The sequence below is a fragment of the Onishia niordana genome, assembly GCF_004798965.1.
GTDB classification, from domain to species: domain Bacteria; phylum Pseudomonadota; class Gammaproteobacteria; order Pseudomonadales; family Halomonadaceae; genus Onishia; species Onishia niordana.
The window spans coordinates 36,186-50,443 of sequence record NZ_SDSD01000009.1 but is presented as its reverse complement, the minus strand read 5'-3'; the positions used below and the strand labels follow the sequence as shown (position 1 = coordinate 50,443).

Genomic DNA, 14,258 nt, shown 5'->3' with positions numbered 1-14,258 from the left:
AAGCCTATCGCGACTTATGCTTGGTGCGGGCAGTGGCCTGCGCGGCCCAGGGGTCTTCGGGCCAGGGATGCTTGGGGTAGCGTCCACGCATGTCCTTGCGCACCTCGAAGTAGCCGTTGGCCCAGAAGCTCGCCAGATCCCTGGTGACCTGCAGGGGCCGCCCGGCGGGCGACAACAGGTGCAGCAGCACCGGCAAGCGCCCGCTGGCGATACGCGGCGTCTCGGCGAGTCCGAACAGCTCCTGCAGCTTGACTGCCAGCACCGGCTCGGCACCGGTATAGTCGAGACGGATGCTGGAGCCGCTGGGCACGGCCAGATGGGTCGGCGCCAGCTCATCCAGGGCCTGGCGCTGCGGCCAGTCGAGCCGATCCAGCAGGATCGTCGCCAGGGGCAGGCGGTCGAGTTTGTCGAGTCGTCGTACGCCCTCGAGATAGGGCGCCAGCCAGGTCTCCAGATCGGCGAGCAGGGCCGCCTGCGACCAGTCGGGCCAGGGATCACCCAGGGTCCGACGCAGCAGCGCCACGCGCGCCAGCAGCTGCTCGGCCGCCGCGTCGACGGCGAGGGCACCACGGCGACGCACCGCCGCCAGCAGCGCCTCACGGACTGCCTCGGCGGGCAGGGTCGTCAAAGGCCGGCTCTCCAGCACCAGCTCACCGAGCGAGCGCACCTCCTCGCCGATCAACCGCCCCTCCTCCTCGCTCCACTCGAGCCGAGGGCGAAACTCGCGGGTCTGGGGGAAGAGCGTTTCGAGACGCGACAGGCTGAGGGCTGCGCCACGATAGATCTTCGCCCCCTGGGCCTGACCGTCCAACTCGGCTGCGACCAGTGCCTCGGCATGCGCCAGCGGATGATCCGTCTCGATCAGTGCCAGGTTACCGGCGGCCAGCTTGAAACGCCCCGGCGACTGGTAGAGTGCCACCCGCTCGGGATAGGCCAGCGCCAGCAATTCACCGAGCGGCGTCAAAGACCCGACCTTGAGGCCACACTGAGCTATATTCGCCAGGCGCCGGGCATCGCGATACCACTGCCCCTCACCGCCCCGGGCATCGCGACCGGGCAAGCGCGCCAGCGTCACGGCCAGGTCGCGCGCCTCTCCGCCCGCGCGCGACTCGAGCAACGCCGCCAGCCAGCAGGCCAGCGCCCTGGCCTCGAACTCGCCCGCTCGCTCCAGCATCACCGCCAGCCGCGGGTGACAGGGCCAGCGAATGCAGGCCCGACCCAATGCGGTCAGCTGATGGGCGTCATCGAGTACGCCAATACGCAAGAGCAAGGCACGCCCTGCGATCAGGGGACCCGCGGGGGGCGGCGTGACCCAATCAAGAGCCGTGGCATCCTTGACGCCCCAGCGTGCCAGCTCGAAGGCCAGCGGCGCCAGGTCCGCCTGAACGATCTCGGGCTCACCGTGAGGCGGCAATGGTTGCTCTTCGGCCCATAACCGATAGCACACCCCGGCTCCCTGACGCCCGGCACGCCCGCGTCGCTGGTCGGCGCTGGCCCGGTTGAGCCGCTGGGTAGCGAGCCGCGAAAGCCCCAGGCGTGACTGAAAAACCGGCACACGCTCGAAGCCACCATCAACCACCACCCGCACCCCATCCACGGTCACGCTGGACTCGGCAATGGCGGTGGACAGCACCACCCGACGCCGCCCCTGCTCATCCCGGCTCAACGCGCGTTGCTGCTCTGCCAGTGGCAACCGCCCATGCAGTTCGAGTACCGCGACGTGATCTGCCAACCCGGACAGTGCTCGGGCCAGCCGGCGGATCTCACCGACCCCGGGCAGGAAGACAAGAATGTCGCCTTCATCGGTCGCAAGGGCCTCACGAACCACCGCGGCCTGCTGGCGTGAAACCTCGTCGCGCGAATTCACCGGCCAGTGATGGGTCGTGACGGGGTAGGCGCGGCCGGGGCAGTCGATCAGCGGGGTCGTTTCTCCCAGTGTTGCCTTGAGCGACGCCACATCCAGGGTCGCCGACATCACCAGCAGGCGCAGATCATCACGCAGTCCCTGTTGCGCATCCAGGGTCAGTGCCAGCCCCAGGTCACCCTCCAGGCTGCGTTCATGGAACTCATCGAAGATGACCCCGGCCACGCCCTCAAGCATCGGATCGTCCTGCAGAAGGCGCGTCAGCACGCCCTGGGTGATAACCTCGAGGCGGGTGTTCGGCCCCACTCGGCTCTCGCCGCGCATGCGGTAGCCGACCGTTTCGCCGAGCGACTCGCCGAGTTGCGAGGCCATGTGCCGTGCGGCGAGCCGTGCCGCCACACGACGAGGCTCCAGCAACAGCAGCTTGCCCTGACGGCTCCAGGGCTCGTCGAGCAGCGCGAGGGGCACCCGCGTGGTCTTGCCGGCGCCGGGTTCGGCGACCAGCATCACGCGGGGGTTGTCGGCCAGCGCCTGACGAATGGCCGGCAGGCGAGCCTCGATGGGTAGCGTGGGCGTACCCGTCATAAGGTTGACACCATATCGAGGGCTCGCATGGCTCAGGCGTCGACCAGCTTCCAGGAAAGTGTCTCACCGGCCATCAGCGGCACGATGACATCATCGCCGACATACTCGAGTTCGCCAGGCAGCTGCCAGTCCTCACGGCTCAGCGTCACGCTGCCCTGGTTACGCGGCAGTCCATAGAAATCCGGGCCGAAATGGCTGGCAAAGCCTTCGAGCTTATCCAGCGCTCCCGCCTGCTCGAAGGCACTCGCATAGAGTTCCAGGGCGGCAGGTGCAGTGAAGGCACCGGCACAGCCACAAGCGCTCTCCTTGGCGCCGCGAGCATGGGGTGCGCTGTCGGTCCCCAGGAAAAACTTGGGAGACCCGGATGTCGCCGCTTCGATCAGGGCCGCCCGATGGGTCTCACGCTTCAACACCGGCAGGCAGAAATAGTGCGGACGGATGCCGCCTACCAGCATGTGGTTGCGGTTGAACAAAAGATGATGCGCGGTGATGGTGGCGGCGACGTTATCCGGCGCATGCCTCACAAAGTTCACCGCATCGGCGGTAGTGATGTGCTCGAACACCACCTTGAGGGTCGGGTGGCGCTCGAGCAACGGCGCCATGACGCGCTCGATGAACACCGCCTCGCGATCGAAGATGTCGATCTCCGGCGATGTCACCTCGCCATGCACCAACAATGGCATCCCTAGGCGCGCCATGGCCTGGATGGCTGCATCGCAATGGCGAACGTCAGTCACGCCTGAGGCCGAGTTGGTCGTGGCCCCGGCGGGGTACAGCTTGACCGCCTTGACCACACCGCTATCAACCGCCCGCTCGATTTCCTCAGCCGGCGTATTATCGGTGAGATACAGCACCATCAAGGGCTCGAAGCGACTGCCTTCGGGAAGCGCAGCCAGAATCCGCTCCCGGTAGGCGAGCGCCTGCTCGGTGGTCGTCACCGGCGGCGTCAGGTTAGGCATGATGATGGCTCGAGCGAACTGGCGAGCACTGTAGGGCAAGACGGCCTCGAGCGGCTCGCCATCGCGCAAGTGAAGGTGCCAATCGTCGGGGGTGGTGAGGGTCAGCTGGTTCACGGCGTTTCCTGTGTGATGGATGGCGGGCGCCTAGTATAACGTCTCGATCTCGCCGCGTGACGGTTACGCCATCAATCGACATACGGACTTGGCTCACGACTATGCTCTTACCTCACCATCGATGCTTCGAGAGATACGGCAACAAGAGCTTGCGACAAGCCCCGCCGGGATAAGTATCATAGTGGCCTTTATTAACGGAGAGACATCATGTCTAGGGTTCGCCAGTCAGCCGATATCATTGCCGCCCTTGAGGGGGCCATGTGGCTGGCATTGGCCTGGTCGGTCAGCTTCTCGATTTGGCAAGATTCGGCGATGCCAACCGTGGGCGCATTGACCCTGGTCGCGACGGTTCTTGTGGTCAGCTGGGGCCACCGTCCGATGCGGATCACCTTGAGACGCTTCCGCGTCAGGCGCCGGCGAACCGAGATGCAGATGCACCTGTTCGCCCTCCCCTTGCTGATGGCGCTGTTCTTTGCGGTCGTGGTCGAGGGCCTTCTCACGATGCCGCTGCACGGCAGCCAAAAGATGCTGATGGTGAACATCCTGGCGTCGGCTGGCTGGGTCGTTTTTGTGCTTACGCAGGCCTTCAAGTCACTGCTTTTCACCCTGCGAAGCCGCATCAATACCAAGGCGAAAAACACGGCCAAGCTCTTGGGCGACAAAAATTTGAGTGACAAAAAATAGCGAAAGCCCATCCAGAGCACTAAGCTTGAAATCGATGAATGACGCCATCGAAATATCGATACCGACCAGGTAGTAGATGAAAAGGCGGATTACACATGACGCCCCGCACGTTGAGCCGTTTGCTTATCACCCTGACCTCGCTTTTATTGCTTGTCACAAGCACAGTGACGCTTGCTGCGAAATCGGGCGAAGGTTCGATCTATACCGGCACTCAAGATGGCGGTATTGCGCTGGAAAATGGCTTGAGTCTTGGCGGCAGCATGGTCGACTTGGCTGACGGCGTAACGACCGGCTTCCGTGTCATGGCGGGCTATTTCTTCTCTCGTCTACCGCACTTGGAATTCGGTGCAGAGCTTGCATACCTGGAAAGTGACAATGTGCCGGTCTCCCGGGAAGGCTCTCCTTCCCTTCTGGATACCACCAGCATGAACGGTAGCCTGCTTGCAGGCATGAAGCTGGGGCGCGTCGGAGTGTTCGCTAAATCGGGGCTTGCCGAATGGAAGGGCAACATCAACTCCACAGAATCACCGGGCTCGATCGGTGGTACCGCCCCCATATATGGCATGGGCGCCAACATCCGTCTCTATCGCTCACTTGTGGGGCAGCTGGAATACGAGGTCATTGATTCCAATGACCTCAATCACTTGAAGGTGGCTACCGCTTCCGTGGTTTTTCGGTTCTGAATGTCAAGATGAACGCAGCAAACCTGCTTGAGCACAGTCCATATCGCCAGGCCTTGTGCCATATCTAAAGCCCAGAGATCTCTTGGCCAACATTACCTTCTCGGCAACTCCTTCAGCTGACGGATCAACTACCCCTCCATGCTGACCATAACGCAGGAAGAAATGAGCCATTAAACGAAGAAGGTAACGGTATAAAAGTCTAGAAAGCGGCGACTTCGTCTTCGCTGAGATGACGCCACTCTCCAGGCGCCAAGTCAGCATCCAGCGCTATCGGGCCAATCGACGAGCGATGCAGATCCGTCACGTGATTGCCTAAGGCCGCGAACATGCGCTTGACCTGGTGATATTTACCTTCGACCAGCACCAGACGAGCCCGCTGAGCATCAATCATCTCAAGTTCGGCAGGTTTGGTGGGGTGCTCTTCACCATCAAGCAGCACGCCTTCCCGAAAGGCCTCGATTGCCCGGCGCGCCTCTTCACCTTCGAGCGGCTCGGCAAGCTTCACGTCATAGACCTTCTCGCAGCGACGCTTGGGCGATGTGATGCGGTGCGACCACTGACCGTCGTCAGTCATCAGCACCAAGCCTGTGGTATCGACATCCAGACGCCCCACAGGATTCAGGCGCTCGGTCTTGGGCAGTTCGATAAGCTCATGAGCCAGTGGATAGAGACCGCGGCGAGCGCTACATTCGACACCAGCGGGCTTATGTAGCATCAAGTAGCGCGTACCAACCAATTCAAGCGATTGCCCTAGCCAACTCACCCGATTAGGTGAGCCGACCTGAGTGGCCGGATTTTTGACCACAACACCATCGACCATGACTTCCTCCCGATGCATGGCCTTTTTGGCCAAGCTACGAGTCAGGTCGGTGGTATCGCTGAGAAACTTGTCCAAACGCATTAAAGAGAAACCTCAAAATCATCAGCATCCCGCCAGGCGGGAAACTTGTCGCGAAAATCTTCAAGCGCTTGTCGCTCGATAGTCGCAGTGTGAAGGAAAGCTTGATCGCGGGGAGGATCGACAAGGGGCTCGCCCTTGAAGTCCAGCAACATGGAATCACCGGCATAGGCAAGACCCTTGGCATCTTCGCCAACTCGGTTGACGCCGATCACGTAGCAGAGATTCTCGATCGCACGGGCAGCCAACAGGGTCCGCCATGGCTGGCGACGCGGGGCAGGCCAATTGGCGACACATAACATGGCGTCATACTCGAAATGCTCGCCTTCGCGGGGTTGCTGACGCATCCATACCGGGAATCGCAGGTCGTAACAGACCGACAGCAATAGCCGAAACCCTTTGAGCTCGACAATCACGCGTTCATCACCGGCACCATAACGTTCGTGCTCACCGGCCATGCGGAAAAGATGGCGCTTGTCATAGTGGGTGATGCTGCCGTCGGGCCGTGCCCAGATCAAGCGATTGTAACAGTTGTCACCGTCTTCGATGGCGACACTGCCGGTCACCACACAACCGCGCGACATGGCCTGTTGCCTGAGCCAGGCGACAGTGCTGCTCTGCGCCATGGGTTCGGCCATCTCCCGGGAGTTCATGGTGAAGCCTGTCGAGAACATCTCGGGGAGCACGATGAGATCCGTCTCGGCGTCTCCGAGGTCACCGAGCAGCTCCTCGAGCATCTCGCAGTTGGCTTGGGGGTTTTCCCAGCGCAGATCGCACTGCACCAGAGTGGTTCTTAAATCGCTCATGACGCACACTCCTCTGATCAACCCAGTGTCACCCTATCTTACCGGTCTCGACCGCATCGTGTCGTCGATTGGCCTAACTGGCGCTGCCGACATTGGCTAGGGCTCATGAAGGCGGTGTGCTAGCTTTGTACTTTTCATCGGCGAGGCAGGGACGCATCAATGGGACAGTCGGCAAATTCCTCACCCCGAGATTCAGAGGCCACCAAGGGTGTCACCTTAGGGCTTGGCGCGTATGTGATGTGGGGCTGTTTCCCGCTGTTCTTTGCCCTCTTCGATGGTGTGCCAGCCCCCGAGATCCTGCTCCATCGTATTATCTGGTCATGCCTATTCTTGGTGATACTGGTAAGCGTCCTGGGGCGCTGGTCAGCGGTGATTAGCGCTCTGCGTGAACCCAGTCGACTCGGGCGGGTACTGGGCTGCGCGGTGCTGATCGCCGTGAACTGGGGTATCTATATCTACGCGGTCGAAAGTCGGCAGGTACTGCAGGCGAGTCTCGGCTATTTCCTGACGCCCCTGGTCAATGTGGCGCTAGGCATGCTGATACTACGCGAGCGCATGCACCGCTTGCAGGGGGTGGCAGTAATACTGGCCGGCATCGCCATCGCCATTCAATTGATTGGGCTGGGAGAGCTTCCCTGGATCACGTTAGTCCTAGCCTTTTCCTTCGGCACCTATGGCCTACTGCGCAAACAAGTACCGCTGGACGGCCTTTCGGGACTATTCGTCGAGACGCTACTGCTTTTCCCGATAGCCCTCCTCTTCGCCTCCTGGCTAGGGCTCCAAGGTAGCGGTCACTTCCTGGAAGGCCCGACCACCACCGCGTTGCTCATCACCAGCGGGATCATCACTGCTCTGCCCCTTCTGGCCTTCGCCGGCGCGGCCCGTCGGCTACGCCTGGCGACGCTTGGCTTTCTGATGTACATCAATCCAAGCATCCAGTTTGGCATCGCCCTGCTGGTGTTCCATGAACCCCTGGCGCCACAGCAACTGGCGAGCTTCCTGCTGATCTGGGTAGGCCTTGCGTTATACTCTTGGTCAGCGTGGTCATCTCGCGCACGCACCAGCCCCGCCCCCGCTTCGAGCCACAAGTAGAGCCACATGTTCAAGCGCTACCTGCCCATACTGACTTGGCTACCACATTATACGAGTCGTCTGTTTGCGGCCGATCTCATGGCGGGTGTGATCGTCAGCATCATGGTCATTCCCCAATCACTGGCCTATGCGATTATCGCAGGCTTGCCGCCGGTGGTCGGGCTTTATGCCAGTATCCTGCCACTGCTGGCCTATACCCTGTTCGGAACCAGCCGCACCCTTGCGGTAGGCCCCGTCGCTATTCTCGCCCTGATGACCGGCGCCGCCCTGGCACCCATCGCGGTGGTGGGCAGTCAGGCGTATTTGCAGGCAGCCATGGTACTTGCCCTGCTATCAGGGTTGATGCTTACGTTGATGGGCATCTTCAAGCTTGGATTTTTCGCCAACTTCCTGAGCCACCCGGTGATCTCCGGCTTCCTTACCGCCTCCGGGCTATTGATTGCAACCAGCCAGGCCGCCAACCTGCTCGGTATCTCGGCATCCGGCTTTAACGTCATAGAGTTGTTGCCGGGCCTAATGTCGGGCTTGCCTAATACGCATGCCACAACGCTTGCCATCGGGGTAGGCAGCCTCGCCTTTCTGGTGCTGATGCGTCGCTGGGGCCGGCAGAGCCTGCGTGCTATCGGCCTGCCGGCCGGGGTCGCAGACCTGCTTGCCAAGGCGGGACCGGTCTTTGCCGTGATCATCACGACCCTGGTGACCTGGCACTTCGATCTCGCTAACCAGGGCGTCGCTGTCGTCGGTGATATTCCCAAGGGGCTACCACCACTCACGCTACCGGGCTTCGACTTTTCTCTATGGCATGAACTATTGGTGCCGGCCCTATTGCTTAGCGTGGTGGGATTCGTGGAGTCCGTTTCGATGGGGCAGATGCTGGCGGCCAAGCGCCGCCAGCGCATATCGCCTAATCAGGAACTGATCGGTTTGGGCACGGCCAATATTGCCGCCGCCGTTTCGGCGGGCATGCCGGTCACTGGCGGACTCTCGCGCACCGTGATCAACTTTGATGCCGGCGCCCAGACACCTGCCGCCGGCACTATCGCGGCCATCGGCATCGCCCTGGTGACCGTGGCGCTAACACCGCTGCTTTACCATCTGCCAGTCGCCAGCCTCGCCGCGACTATCACGGTATCCATTCTGACCCTTGTTGATGTGAAGATGATCCGCCAGACGTGGCGCTACTCACGCAGCGACTTCAGCGCCATGGCAGCGACCATTCTTCTGACCCTGGTCGAGGGCGTAGAAGCAGGCATTATCGCCGGGGTAACACTTTCGATCGGGCTCTTCCTGTATCGCACCAGCCGCCCGCACAGCGCTCTGGTAGGACGAGTACCGGGAACCGAGCATTTCCGTAACATGACCCGCCATGACGTTGAAAGCGAAAGCCATGTGGCCTTGCTGCGCATCGACGAGAGCCTCTACTTCGCCAATGCACGCTACCTTGAGGACACTGTCTATGCCTTGATCGCCAGTCGGCCGGAAGTCGAGCATGTGGTGCTGATCTGCTCAGCCGTCAACCTGATAGACGCCTCTGCCCTCGAGAGTATCGACGCCATCAACGAACGCTTGAAGGATTCCGAGGTCACTCTGCATCTGGCCGAGGTCAAGGGACCAGTGATGGACAAGCTCAAGCAAAGCGACCTACTGGATAACCTCTCAGGCCGAGTCTTCCTTAGTACCTATGCCGCCTGGTGCGAGCTTCGTAATCATCCTGAATGACTGCCTCGCCCTGCGTTCATAAAAGCGCCGGCTGTTAGGCGGCGGGATGACTATCAATCACGCCAAGAGTAAGAACCAGCTAAAAGGCCATGCCTCTCACTATCAATGCAGGCCTTCAAGGCGCGCCAGCGCCATCGACCTGACCCTCATGGCTCAACTCATATCCGCCAGACGCTCTTTGACTCGCGCTACAATGTGGGCACCAATCGGTATCGCCGATGTGGCGGCCGGCGACGGCGCGTTGCAGACGTTGACCGTCAGCCGGGTATCGACAAACAGAAAATCATCGATCAGCTTGCCTTCACGAGATACTGCCTGAGCCCGCACACCGGCCGGATAAGGCTCGAGATCATCGATAGAAAGGCTTGGGCAATACTTGCGAATCTCATTGAGGTAGCCGCGCTTAAAGAGTGAGTTCTTCATCTCGATCAATCCTGGGCGCAGGTTAGCCTTGAGCACCTTGAGGATCCCCGGGTGACTCAACATCTGTCCCATGTCAGCCAGTGACACATCGGTCTTGCGATAGCCCTCGCGCTTTAGCGCCAGCACGGCATTCGGCCCCACGGTGACACTGCCGTCGATCATGCGGGTCAAATGCACGCCCAGAAACGGCATGGCGGGATCGGGAATCGGGTAGATCAGGTGACTGACGATCTGACGGTGCTTCTCCGGCAGTCGATAGTACTCGCCGCGAAATGGGCAGATGATGAAGTCAGGTGCCTGGCCAAGCATCTGCACCACTCTGTCGGCCATCAGCCCGGAGCAGGTCACCAAGAACTTGGCGTGGATATCGCCACCGGGTGTTTCGACCACCACCTCACGAAAGCGCTCCTGTATACCCACCACTTCAGTGGAATACCGAACCTCGCCTCCCATGCGCTCAATCTCGCGGGCCATGGCCCGCGTCACTTCGGCGTAATCAACGATGCCGCTGGAGGGTACGAAGATGCCCCCCATGCCGGTGATATTGGGCTCCCTTTCGCGTAATGCATCGGCGTCGAGCCACTCCCGCTCCAAACCGTTGGCTGCGGTGCGCTCCCAGAGTGCCTGCATACGCGCCATTTCAAGAGCATTCGTGGCCACCAGCAGCTTGCCGCATTCGTCATAACGGATTGCCTGCGCTTCACAGAAGGCTTTGGTAGCACGATTACCCTCGAGGCAGAAGCGCGCTTTCAGACTACCTGGTGTGTAGTAGACACCTGCATGGATCACGCCGCTGTTGTGCCCGGTCTGATGCCTGGCGCAACCCGCTTCCTTCTCGACGACCAGCAGACGGCTAGCGGGATAGGCCTTGGCCAACTGCATGGCAGTGGACATCCCCAGAATGCCCCCGCCCAGAATGATGAAATCGTACATCCGCATCGCCTCGCTGTTGGTAGATGTCGTGGTTGCCACCTGCCTGCCGCGTTTCAAACGATACCTAACCCTGCCATGGCGAATATAGCGTCTTGGCGTAGGTGATCAACAAGGCATCCTTGAGGCCTATCCGAGACGATATGCCCATTCCCATCGTATTGGGTATCATGTGGCGATTATCATCACCTCGCGATGGAAAGCACTTATGGCCCCCTCCACCGACAAGGACATTGCTCCTCGTCCGAGTACTCCCCAGCAAGGCGAGCCGCGCCAGAATATGGGCGTCAGCGCCTATGCCTGGCTCAAGCAGGACATCATTCGAGGTGTCTACCAGCCGGGTGAGAAACTCTTGATGAGTGGCCTCAAGGAGCGTTACGCGCTTGGCGTCAGCCCCTTGCGCGAAGCGTTGTCACAGCTGGTAGCCGAGCACCTGGTGGTGGCTATCAGCCAACGCGGCTATCGCGTGGCGCCGATGTCGGTCGAAGAACTCAACGATATCTATGACGCACGAGCCCAGCTTGAAGCCATGCTCGTGCGCTTGGCCATCGAGCGCGGCGACGATGCCTGGGAGGCCGATATACTGGCCAAGGCCCATACGCTGGGCAAAGTGGCCGAAGTGCATAGTCGCGATGAAATGCTCGATGTCTGGGACCGCCGCCACCAGGATTTTCATAGCGCTATGGTCGCCGGCTGTGGCTCTCGCCAATTGCTGATGGCCAGAGAGAGCCTTTTTGATCAGGCCGCACGCTATCGCCATCTCTGGCTCTGCCAGACAGTGTTTTCTGATCAGGCATTGACTGCCAAACGACGGGAGCATGCGGCCCTGGTCGATGCGATCCTGGCGCGTCAGGCCGACCACGCCGTCGAGATGGTGCGGGACCACATGATGACCCCGGTACCGATCATCACCGAGATCATGCAGGCCCGCGATCTGGTCTGATGGCGTATCAGGATTGGAAGCGGCGCAGGAACCGACAATAGGCCTCCTGGGCCTCACTCAGCGCCACCGCCACCAGGTGGACCTCCTGGCCGGGCTGGCACTGGGCGAGCCGGGCGCAGGCCAGGGGCGTCAGGGTTCCCAGACGCGGGTAGCCGCCGATGGTCTGGCGGTCGTTGAGCAGCGCGATCGGCTGACCATCGGGCGGCACCTGGACGGCCCCCAGGGCGATGCCCTCGGAGATCATGCTGGGGCGATGGCAGTGCAGCACCGGGCCGGTCAGCCTGACGCCCATGCGATCGGCGCGCGCATCGACGCGCCAGGTATCGTTGAAGGCCTGGAACAAGCTCGTCCCGGTGAAGTCCTCGATCTGAGCGCCAGGCACCAGGGGCAGCCGGGGCGACTGGCCATAGTCGATGCGCTCCTGTGCCGGCACCGCGCACGCCTCTTCGCCAGGCCGGGCCTCGAGAGAAAACGTCAAGCGCTCGCCGACCACCAGGGCACGCCCCTCGCCGTCATGACCGCCCAGCCCTTCGCGGACGACACAGGCGAGGCTACCGAGCACCGGCTCGCCACGAAAGCCGCCGGGCACGGCGAGATAGGCTCGCACGCCGGCCTGAGGGGAGCCGAATGTCAGGGTTTCGCCTTGGCGCAGGGTAAAGGCCTGCCAGGGAGCCAGGGGCTCACCGGCGCGAGTCGCGCCCATGTCCGCCCCGCATAGCGCCAGCGAGGTATCCTGCTCGGCGACCAGCGAGAGTCCGCCCAGCGTGATTTCCAGCACCGCCGCGCCCCAGGCGTTGCCCAACAGCTGATTGGCCCAGGCGAAGGCATGCAGGTCAGCCGGCCCGCCCTGCGTCACGCCCAACCGCCGCACCCCGAAGCGCCCGGCATCCTGCAGGGTCGCCAGCGGCCCGGCTTTCTCCACGCGCAGGGCGCCCACGGACTGCTGACTCATCGTTGATCCTCCTCTAGCGGTGCGACCGGGGTGGTATCGCCTCCCAAACGCTCGAATTCATCGCGGCCGATCGTCTTGAAGCGCACCCGGTCGCCGACCTGCAGGTAACTGAGCCCCTCGCGCCCCTTGTCGAACAGCGTGACCGGGGTGCGCCCGATCAGGTTCCAACCCCCCGGCGACACCCTCGGGTAAGCAGAGGTCTGGCGCCCGGCCACGGCCACGCTACCGGCGGGCACGCGCTTGCGCGGCGTGGCGAGCCGAGGCATCGCGAGGCGCGGATCGACGCTGCCCATGAAGCCGAACCCGGGCGCGAAGCCCAAGGCGAAGACGCGGTATTCGTGCCCGGCATGGGCCTCGATCAGCGCCTCACGAGACAAGCCGGACGCAGCCTCCAGCCGGGCGAGTTCCGGCCCGACGCTGTCGTCGTACCAGACCGGCAGTTCCTTGACCTCGCCCGCCGCCGCCTCGTCGTCCGGGCGCAGGTCGGCGAGAATCTCGGCCAGTTGTGCTCTCGCCTGCCCGGCCGTCAAACGTAGCGGATCGTACTGGACCAGCAGGGTCGTGTAGGACGGCACCAGATCGACCAAGGCCGGACCGAACGCCTCCTCGCAGCGACGGCATAGCGCCATCAGCCAGGGCATGTTGGCTTCGTCGATGTCATCGAAGAGCCGCACCAGCCAGGCATCGACGCCAGCATTCTCGAACCGCGGCGGCTTCATGCGCCCCCCTCGAGTTCGTCGAGCGCCTGGCGGATGGCCTTGACCGCGGCGATCGACTCCGGATTGTCGCCATGCACGCATAGTGTATCGGCCTCAAGCACCAGGTCGCTGCCATCGTTGGCTATCAGCGCGGTGCCGCTGGCAATACGCCGTGCCTGATCGACGATCGTTTCGGGGTCATGATGCACCGCCCCACGCTCCCGACGACTGACCAGGCGACCCTCGCCGTCGTAGGCTCGATCGGCGAACGCCTCGAGCCAGAGAGTGACGCCCTGCTCGGCGGCCAGGGCGCGTGCCGGCGCGGGATCCCGGGTCGCCATCACCATCAGCGGCAGATCAGGGTCGAAGGCCTTCACCGCCTGCATCACCGCGGTCAGTGTCTCGGAATCATGCATCATGGCGTGGTAGAGGGCGCCGTGGGGCTTGACGTAGCCCAGGCGGGCGCCCTCGGCCCGACACAACGCCGCCAGGGCGCCGATCTGATAGAGCACCAGGTTTTCGACTTCCTCGTTCGAGCAAGCCATCGCGCGCCGGCCGAACCCAACCAGGTCAGGGTAGGCCGGGTGCGCCCCCACCGTCACGCCATGAGCGGCGGCCAGGCGAACCGTGGCACGGATGGTATCGGGGTCGGAGGCATGAAAGCCGCAGGCCACGTTGGCCAGATCGACGACCGGCATGACCTCGTGGTCAAGTCCCATCTTCCAGGGACCGAAGCTTTCTCCCATATCCGCATTGAGCAGCAATCTGGTCATCGGCTGACCTCCCATCGGGTTGTACGATCAGTTTTCATATAATTTATAGATAAATCGTAGTCATAATACTATCAAATAGTCTAAATATCGTTGACTAGGCATCCTTTCGCCACCTAGTCTTCTCTAAGTACCTTA

Annotated in this window: 13 protein-coding genes; 5 read left to right on the top strand and 8 right to left on the bottom strand. The window is 61.9% G+C overall.

What is annotated here, in order from left to right:
* Positions 1-4: 4 nt before the first annotated feature.
* Together hrpB and pyrC are read right to left on the bottom strand one after the other, a co-directional pair.
* Positions 5-2,449 (bottom strand): ATP-dependent helicase HrpB, encoded by a 2,445-nt coding sequence (gene hrpB / locus ETC27_RS14915; RefSeq protein WP_136255799.1) that lies wholly within the window; start codon positions 2,447-2,449, stop codon positions 5-7.
* 32 nt (positions 2,450-2,481) lie between these two features.
* Complete coding sequence (pyrC, locus tag ETC27_RS14910) at positions 2,482-3,522, bottom strand: dihydroorotase (protein ID WP_136255798.1); 1,041 nt, start codon at positions 3,520-3,522, stop codon at positions 2,482-2,484.
* A 258-nt stretch (positions 3,523-3,780) separates the two neighbouring features.
* Between pyrC and ETC27_RS14905 the strand changes: the two genes are divergently transcribed.
* Positions 3,781-4,206: a hypothetical protein gene (locus tag ETC27_RS14905; RefSeq protein WP_205742749.1), complete on the top strand. Its 426-nt coding sequence runs from the start codon at positions 3,781-3,783 to the stop codon at positions 4,204-4,206.
* 95 nt (positions 4,207-4,301) lie between these two features.
* Positions 4,302-4,889 carry an outer membrane beta-barrel protein gene (locus ETC27_RS14900; protein WP_136255797.1) on the top strand — a complete coding sequence of 196 codons (588 nt, stop codon included), beginning with the start codon at positions 4,302-4,304 and terminating at the stop codon, positions 4,887-4,889.
* Between the two features lie 199 nt (positions 4,890-5,088).
* Here ETC27_RS14900 and ETC27_RS14895 read toward each other — a convergent pair whose 3' ends face one another.
* Positions 5,089-5,790 carry a pseudouridine synthase gene (locus tag ETC27_RS14895; protein WP_136255796.1) on the bottom strand — a complete coding sequence of 234 codons (702 nt, stop codon included), beginning with the start codon at positions 5,788-5,790 and terminating at the stop codon, positions 5,089-5,091.
* Positions 5,790-6,593 carry an amidohydrolase gene (locus ETC27_RS14890; RefSeq protein WP_136255795.1) on the bottom strand — a complete coding sequence of 268 codons (804 nt, stop codon included), beginning with the start codon at positions 6,591-6,593 and terminating at the stop codon, positions 5,790-5,792. Before ETC27_RS14890 ends, ETC27_RS14895 begins: the two co-directional genes overlap by 1 nt.
* Before the next feature lie 159 nt (positions 6,594-6,752).
* Here ETC27_RS14890 and rarD point away from each other — a divergent pair, with 159 nt between their 5' ends.
* Positions 6,753-7,685, top strand: coding sequence for an EamA family transporter RarD (gene rarD / locus ETC27_RS14885; RefSeq protein WP_136255794.1), 933 nt, complete (start codon positions 6,753-6,755; stop codon positions 7,683-7,685).
* Positions 7,686-7,691: 6 nt separating this feature from the next.
* Positions 7,692-9,404: a SulP family inorganic anion transporter gene (locus tag ETC27_RS14880; RefSeq protein ID WP_136255793.1), complete on the top strand. Its 1,713-nt coding sequence runs from the start codon at positions 7,692-7,694 to the stop codon at positions 9,402-9,404.
* Positions 9,405-9,557: 153 nt separating this feature from the next.
* Here ETC27_RS14880 and lhgD read toward each other — a convergent pair whose 3' ends face one another.
* Positions 9,558-10,760 carry an L-2-hydroxyglutarate dehydrogenase gene (gene lhgD / locus ETC27_RS14875; protein ID WP_136255792.1) on the bottom strand — a complete coding sequence of 401 codons (1,203 nt, stop codon included), beginning with the start codon at positions 10,758-10,760 and terminating at the stop codon, positions 9,558-9,560.
* 205 nt (positions 10,761-10,965) lie between these two features.
* Between lhgD and csiR the strand changes: the two genes are divergently transcribed.
* Complete coding sequence (gene csiR, locus ETC27_RS14870; RefSeq protein ID WP_136255791.1) at positions 10,966-11,700, top strand: DNA-binding transcriptional regulator CsiR; 735 nt, start codon at positions 10,966-10,968, stop codon at positions 11,698-11,700.
* A gap of 7 nt (positions 11,701-11,707) precedes the next feature.
* Here csiR and ETC27_RS14865 read toward each other — a convergent pair whose 3' ends face one another.
* Genes ETC27_RS14865 through ETC27_RS14855 form a run of 3 tightly spaced genes read right to left on the bottom strand, consistent with a single transcriptional unit; the run spans position 11,708 to position 14,123 of the window.
* On the bottom strand, positions 11,708-12,652 hold the full coding sequence (locus ETC27_RS14865; protein ID WP_136255790.1) for a 5-oxoprolinase subunit C family protein: 945 nt from the start codon (positions 12,650-12,652) through the stop codon (positions 11,708-11,710).
* On the bottom strand, positions 12,649-13,371 hold the full coding sequence (gene pxpB, locus ETC27_RS14860; protein WP_136255789.1) for a 5-oxoprolinase subunit PxpB: 723 nt from the start codon (positions 13,369-13,371) through the stop codon (positions 12,649-12,651). The genes ETC27_RS14865 and pxpB overlap by 4 nt, the downstream gene beginning before the upstream one ends.
* Positions 13,368-14,123, bottom strand: coding sequence for a 5-oxoprolinase subunit PxpA (locus tag ETC27_RS14855; RefSeq protein ID WP_136255788.1), 756 nt, complete (start codon positions 14,121-14,123; stop codon positions 13,368-13,370). The genes pxpB and ETC27_RS14855 overlap by 4 nt, the downstream gene beginning before the upstream one ends.
* Positions 14,124-14,258: the final 135 nt, after the last annotated feature.

Excerpts from the sequence above, each read along its gene's own strand:
- rarD (WP_136255794.1), top strand. The coding sequence starts at position 6,753 with ATGGGACAGTCGGCAAATTCCTCACCCCGAGATTCAGAGGCCACCAAG.
- ETC27_RS14855 (WP_136255788.1), bottom strand. The coding sequence starts at position 14,123 with ATGACCAGATTGCTGCTCAATGCGGATATGGGAGAAAGCTTCGGTCCC.
- ETC27_RS14895 (WP_136255796.1), bottom strand. The coding sequence starts at position 5,790 with ATGCGTTTGGACAAGTTTCTCAGCGATACCACCGACCTGACTCGTAGC.
- csiR (WP_136255791.1), top strand. The coding sequence starts at position 10,966 with ATGGCCCCCTCCACCGACAAGGACATTGCTCCTCGTCCGAGTACTCCC.
- ETC27_RS14865 (WP_136255790.1), bottom strand. The coding sequence starts at position 12,652 with ATGAGTCAGCAGTCCGTGGGCGCCCTGCGCGTGGAGAAAGCCGGGCCG.
- lhgD (WP_136255792.1), bottom strand. The coding sequence starts at position 10,760 with ATGTACGATTTCATCATTCTGGGCGGGGGCATTCTGGGGATGTCCACT.
- ETC27_RS14905 (WP_205742749.1), top strand. The coding sequence starts at position 3,781 with ATGTGGCTGGCATTGGCCTGGTCGGTCAGCTTCTCGATTTGGCAAGAT.
- hrpB (WP_136255799.1), bottom strand. The coding sequence starts at position 2,449 with ATGACGGGTACGCCCACGCTACCCATCGAGGCTCGCCTGCCGGCCATT.
- ETC27_RS14890 (WP_136255795.1), bottom strand. The coding sequence starts at position 6,593 with ATGAGCGATTTAAGAACCACTCTGGTGCAGTGCGATCTGCGCTGGGAA.
- pxpB (WP_136255789.1), bottom strand. The coding sequence starts at position 13,371 with ATGAAGCCGCCGCGGTTCGAGAATGCTGGCGTCGATGCCTGGCTGGTG.
- ETC27_RS14900 (WP_136255797.1), top strand. The coding sequence starts at position 4,302 with ATGACGCCCCGCACGTTGAGCCGTTTGCTTATCACCCTGACCTCGCTT.
- ETC27_RS14880 (WP_136255793.1), top strand. The coding sequence starts at position 7,692 with ATGTTCAAGCGCTACCTGCCCATACTGACTTGGCTACCACATTATACG.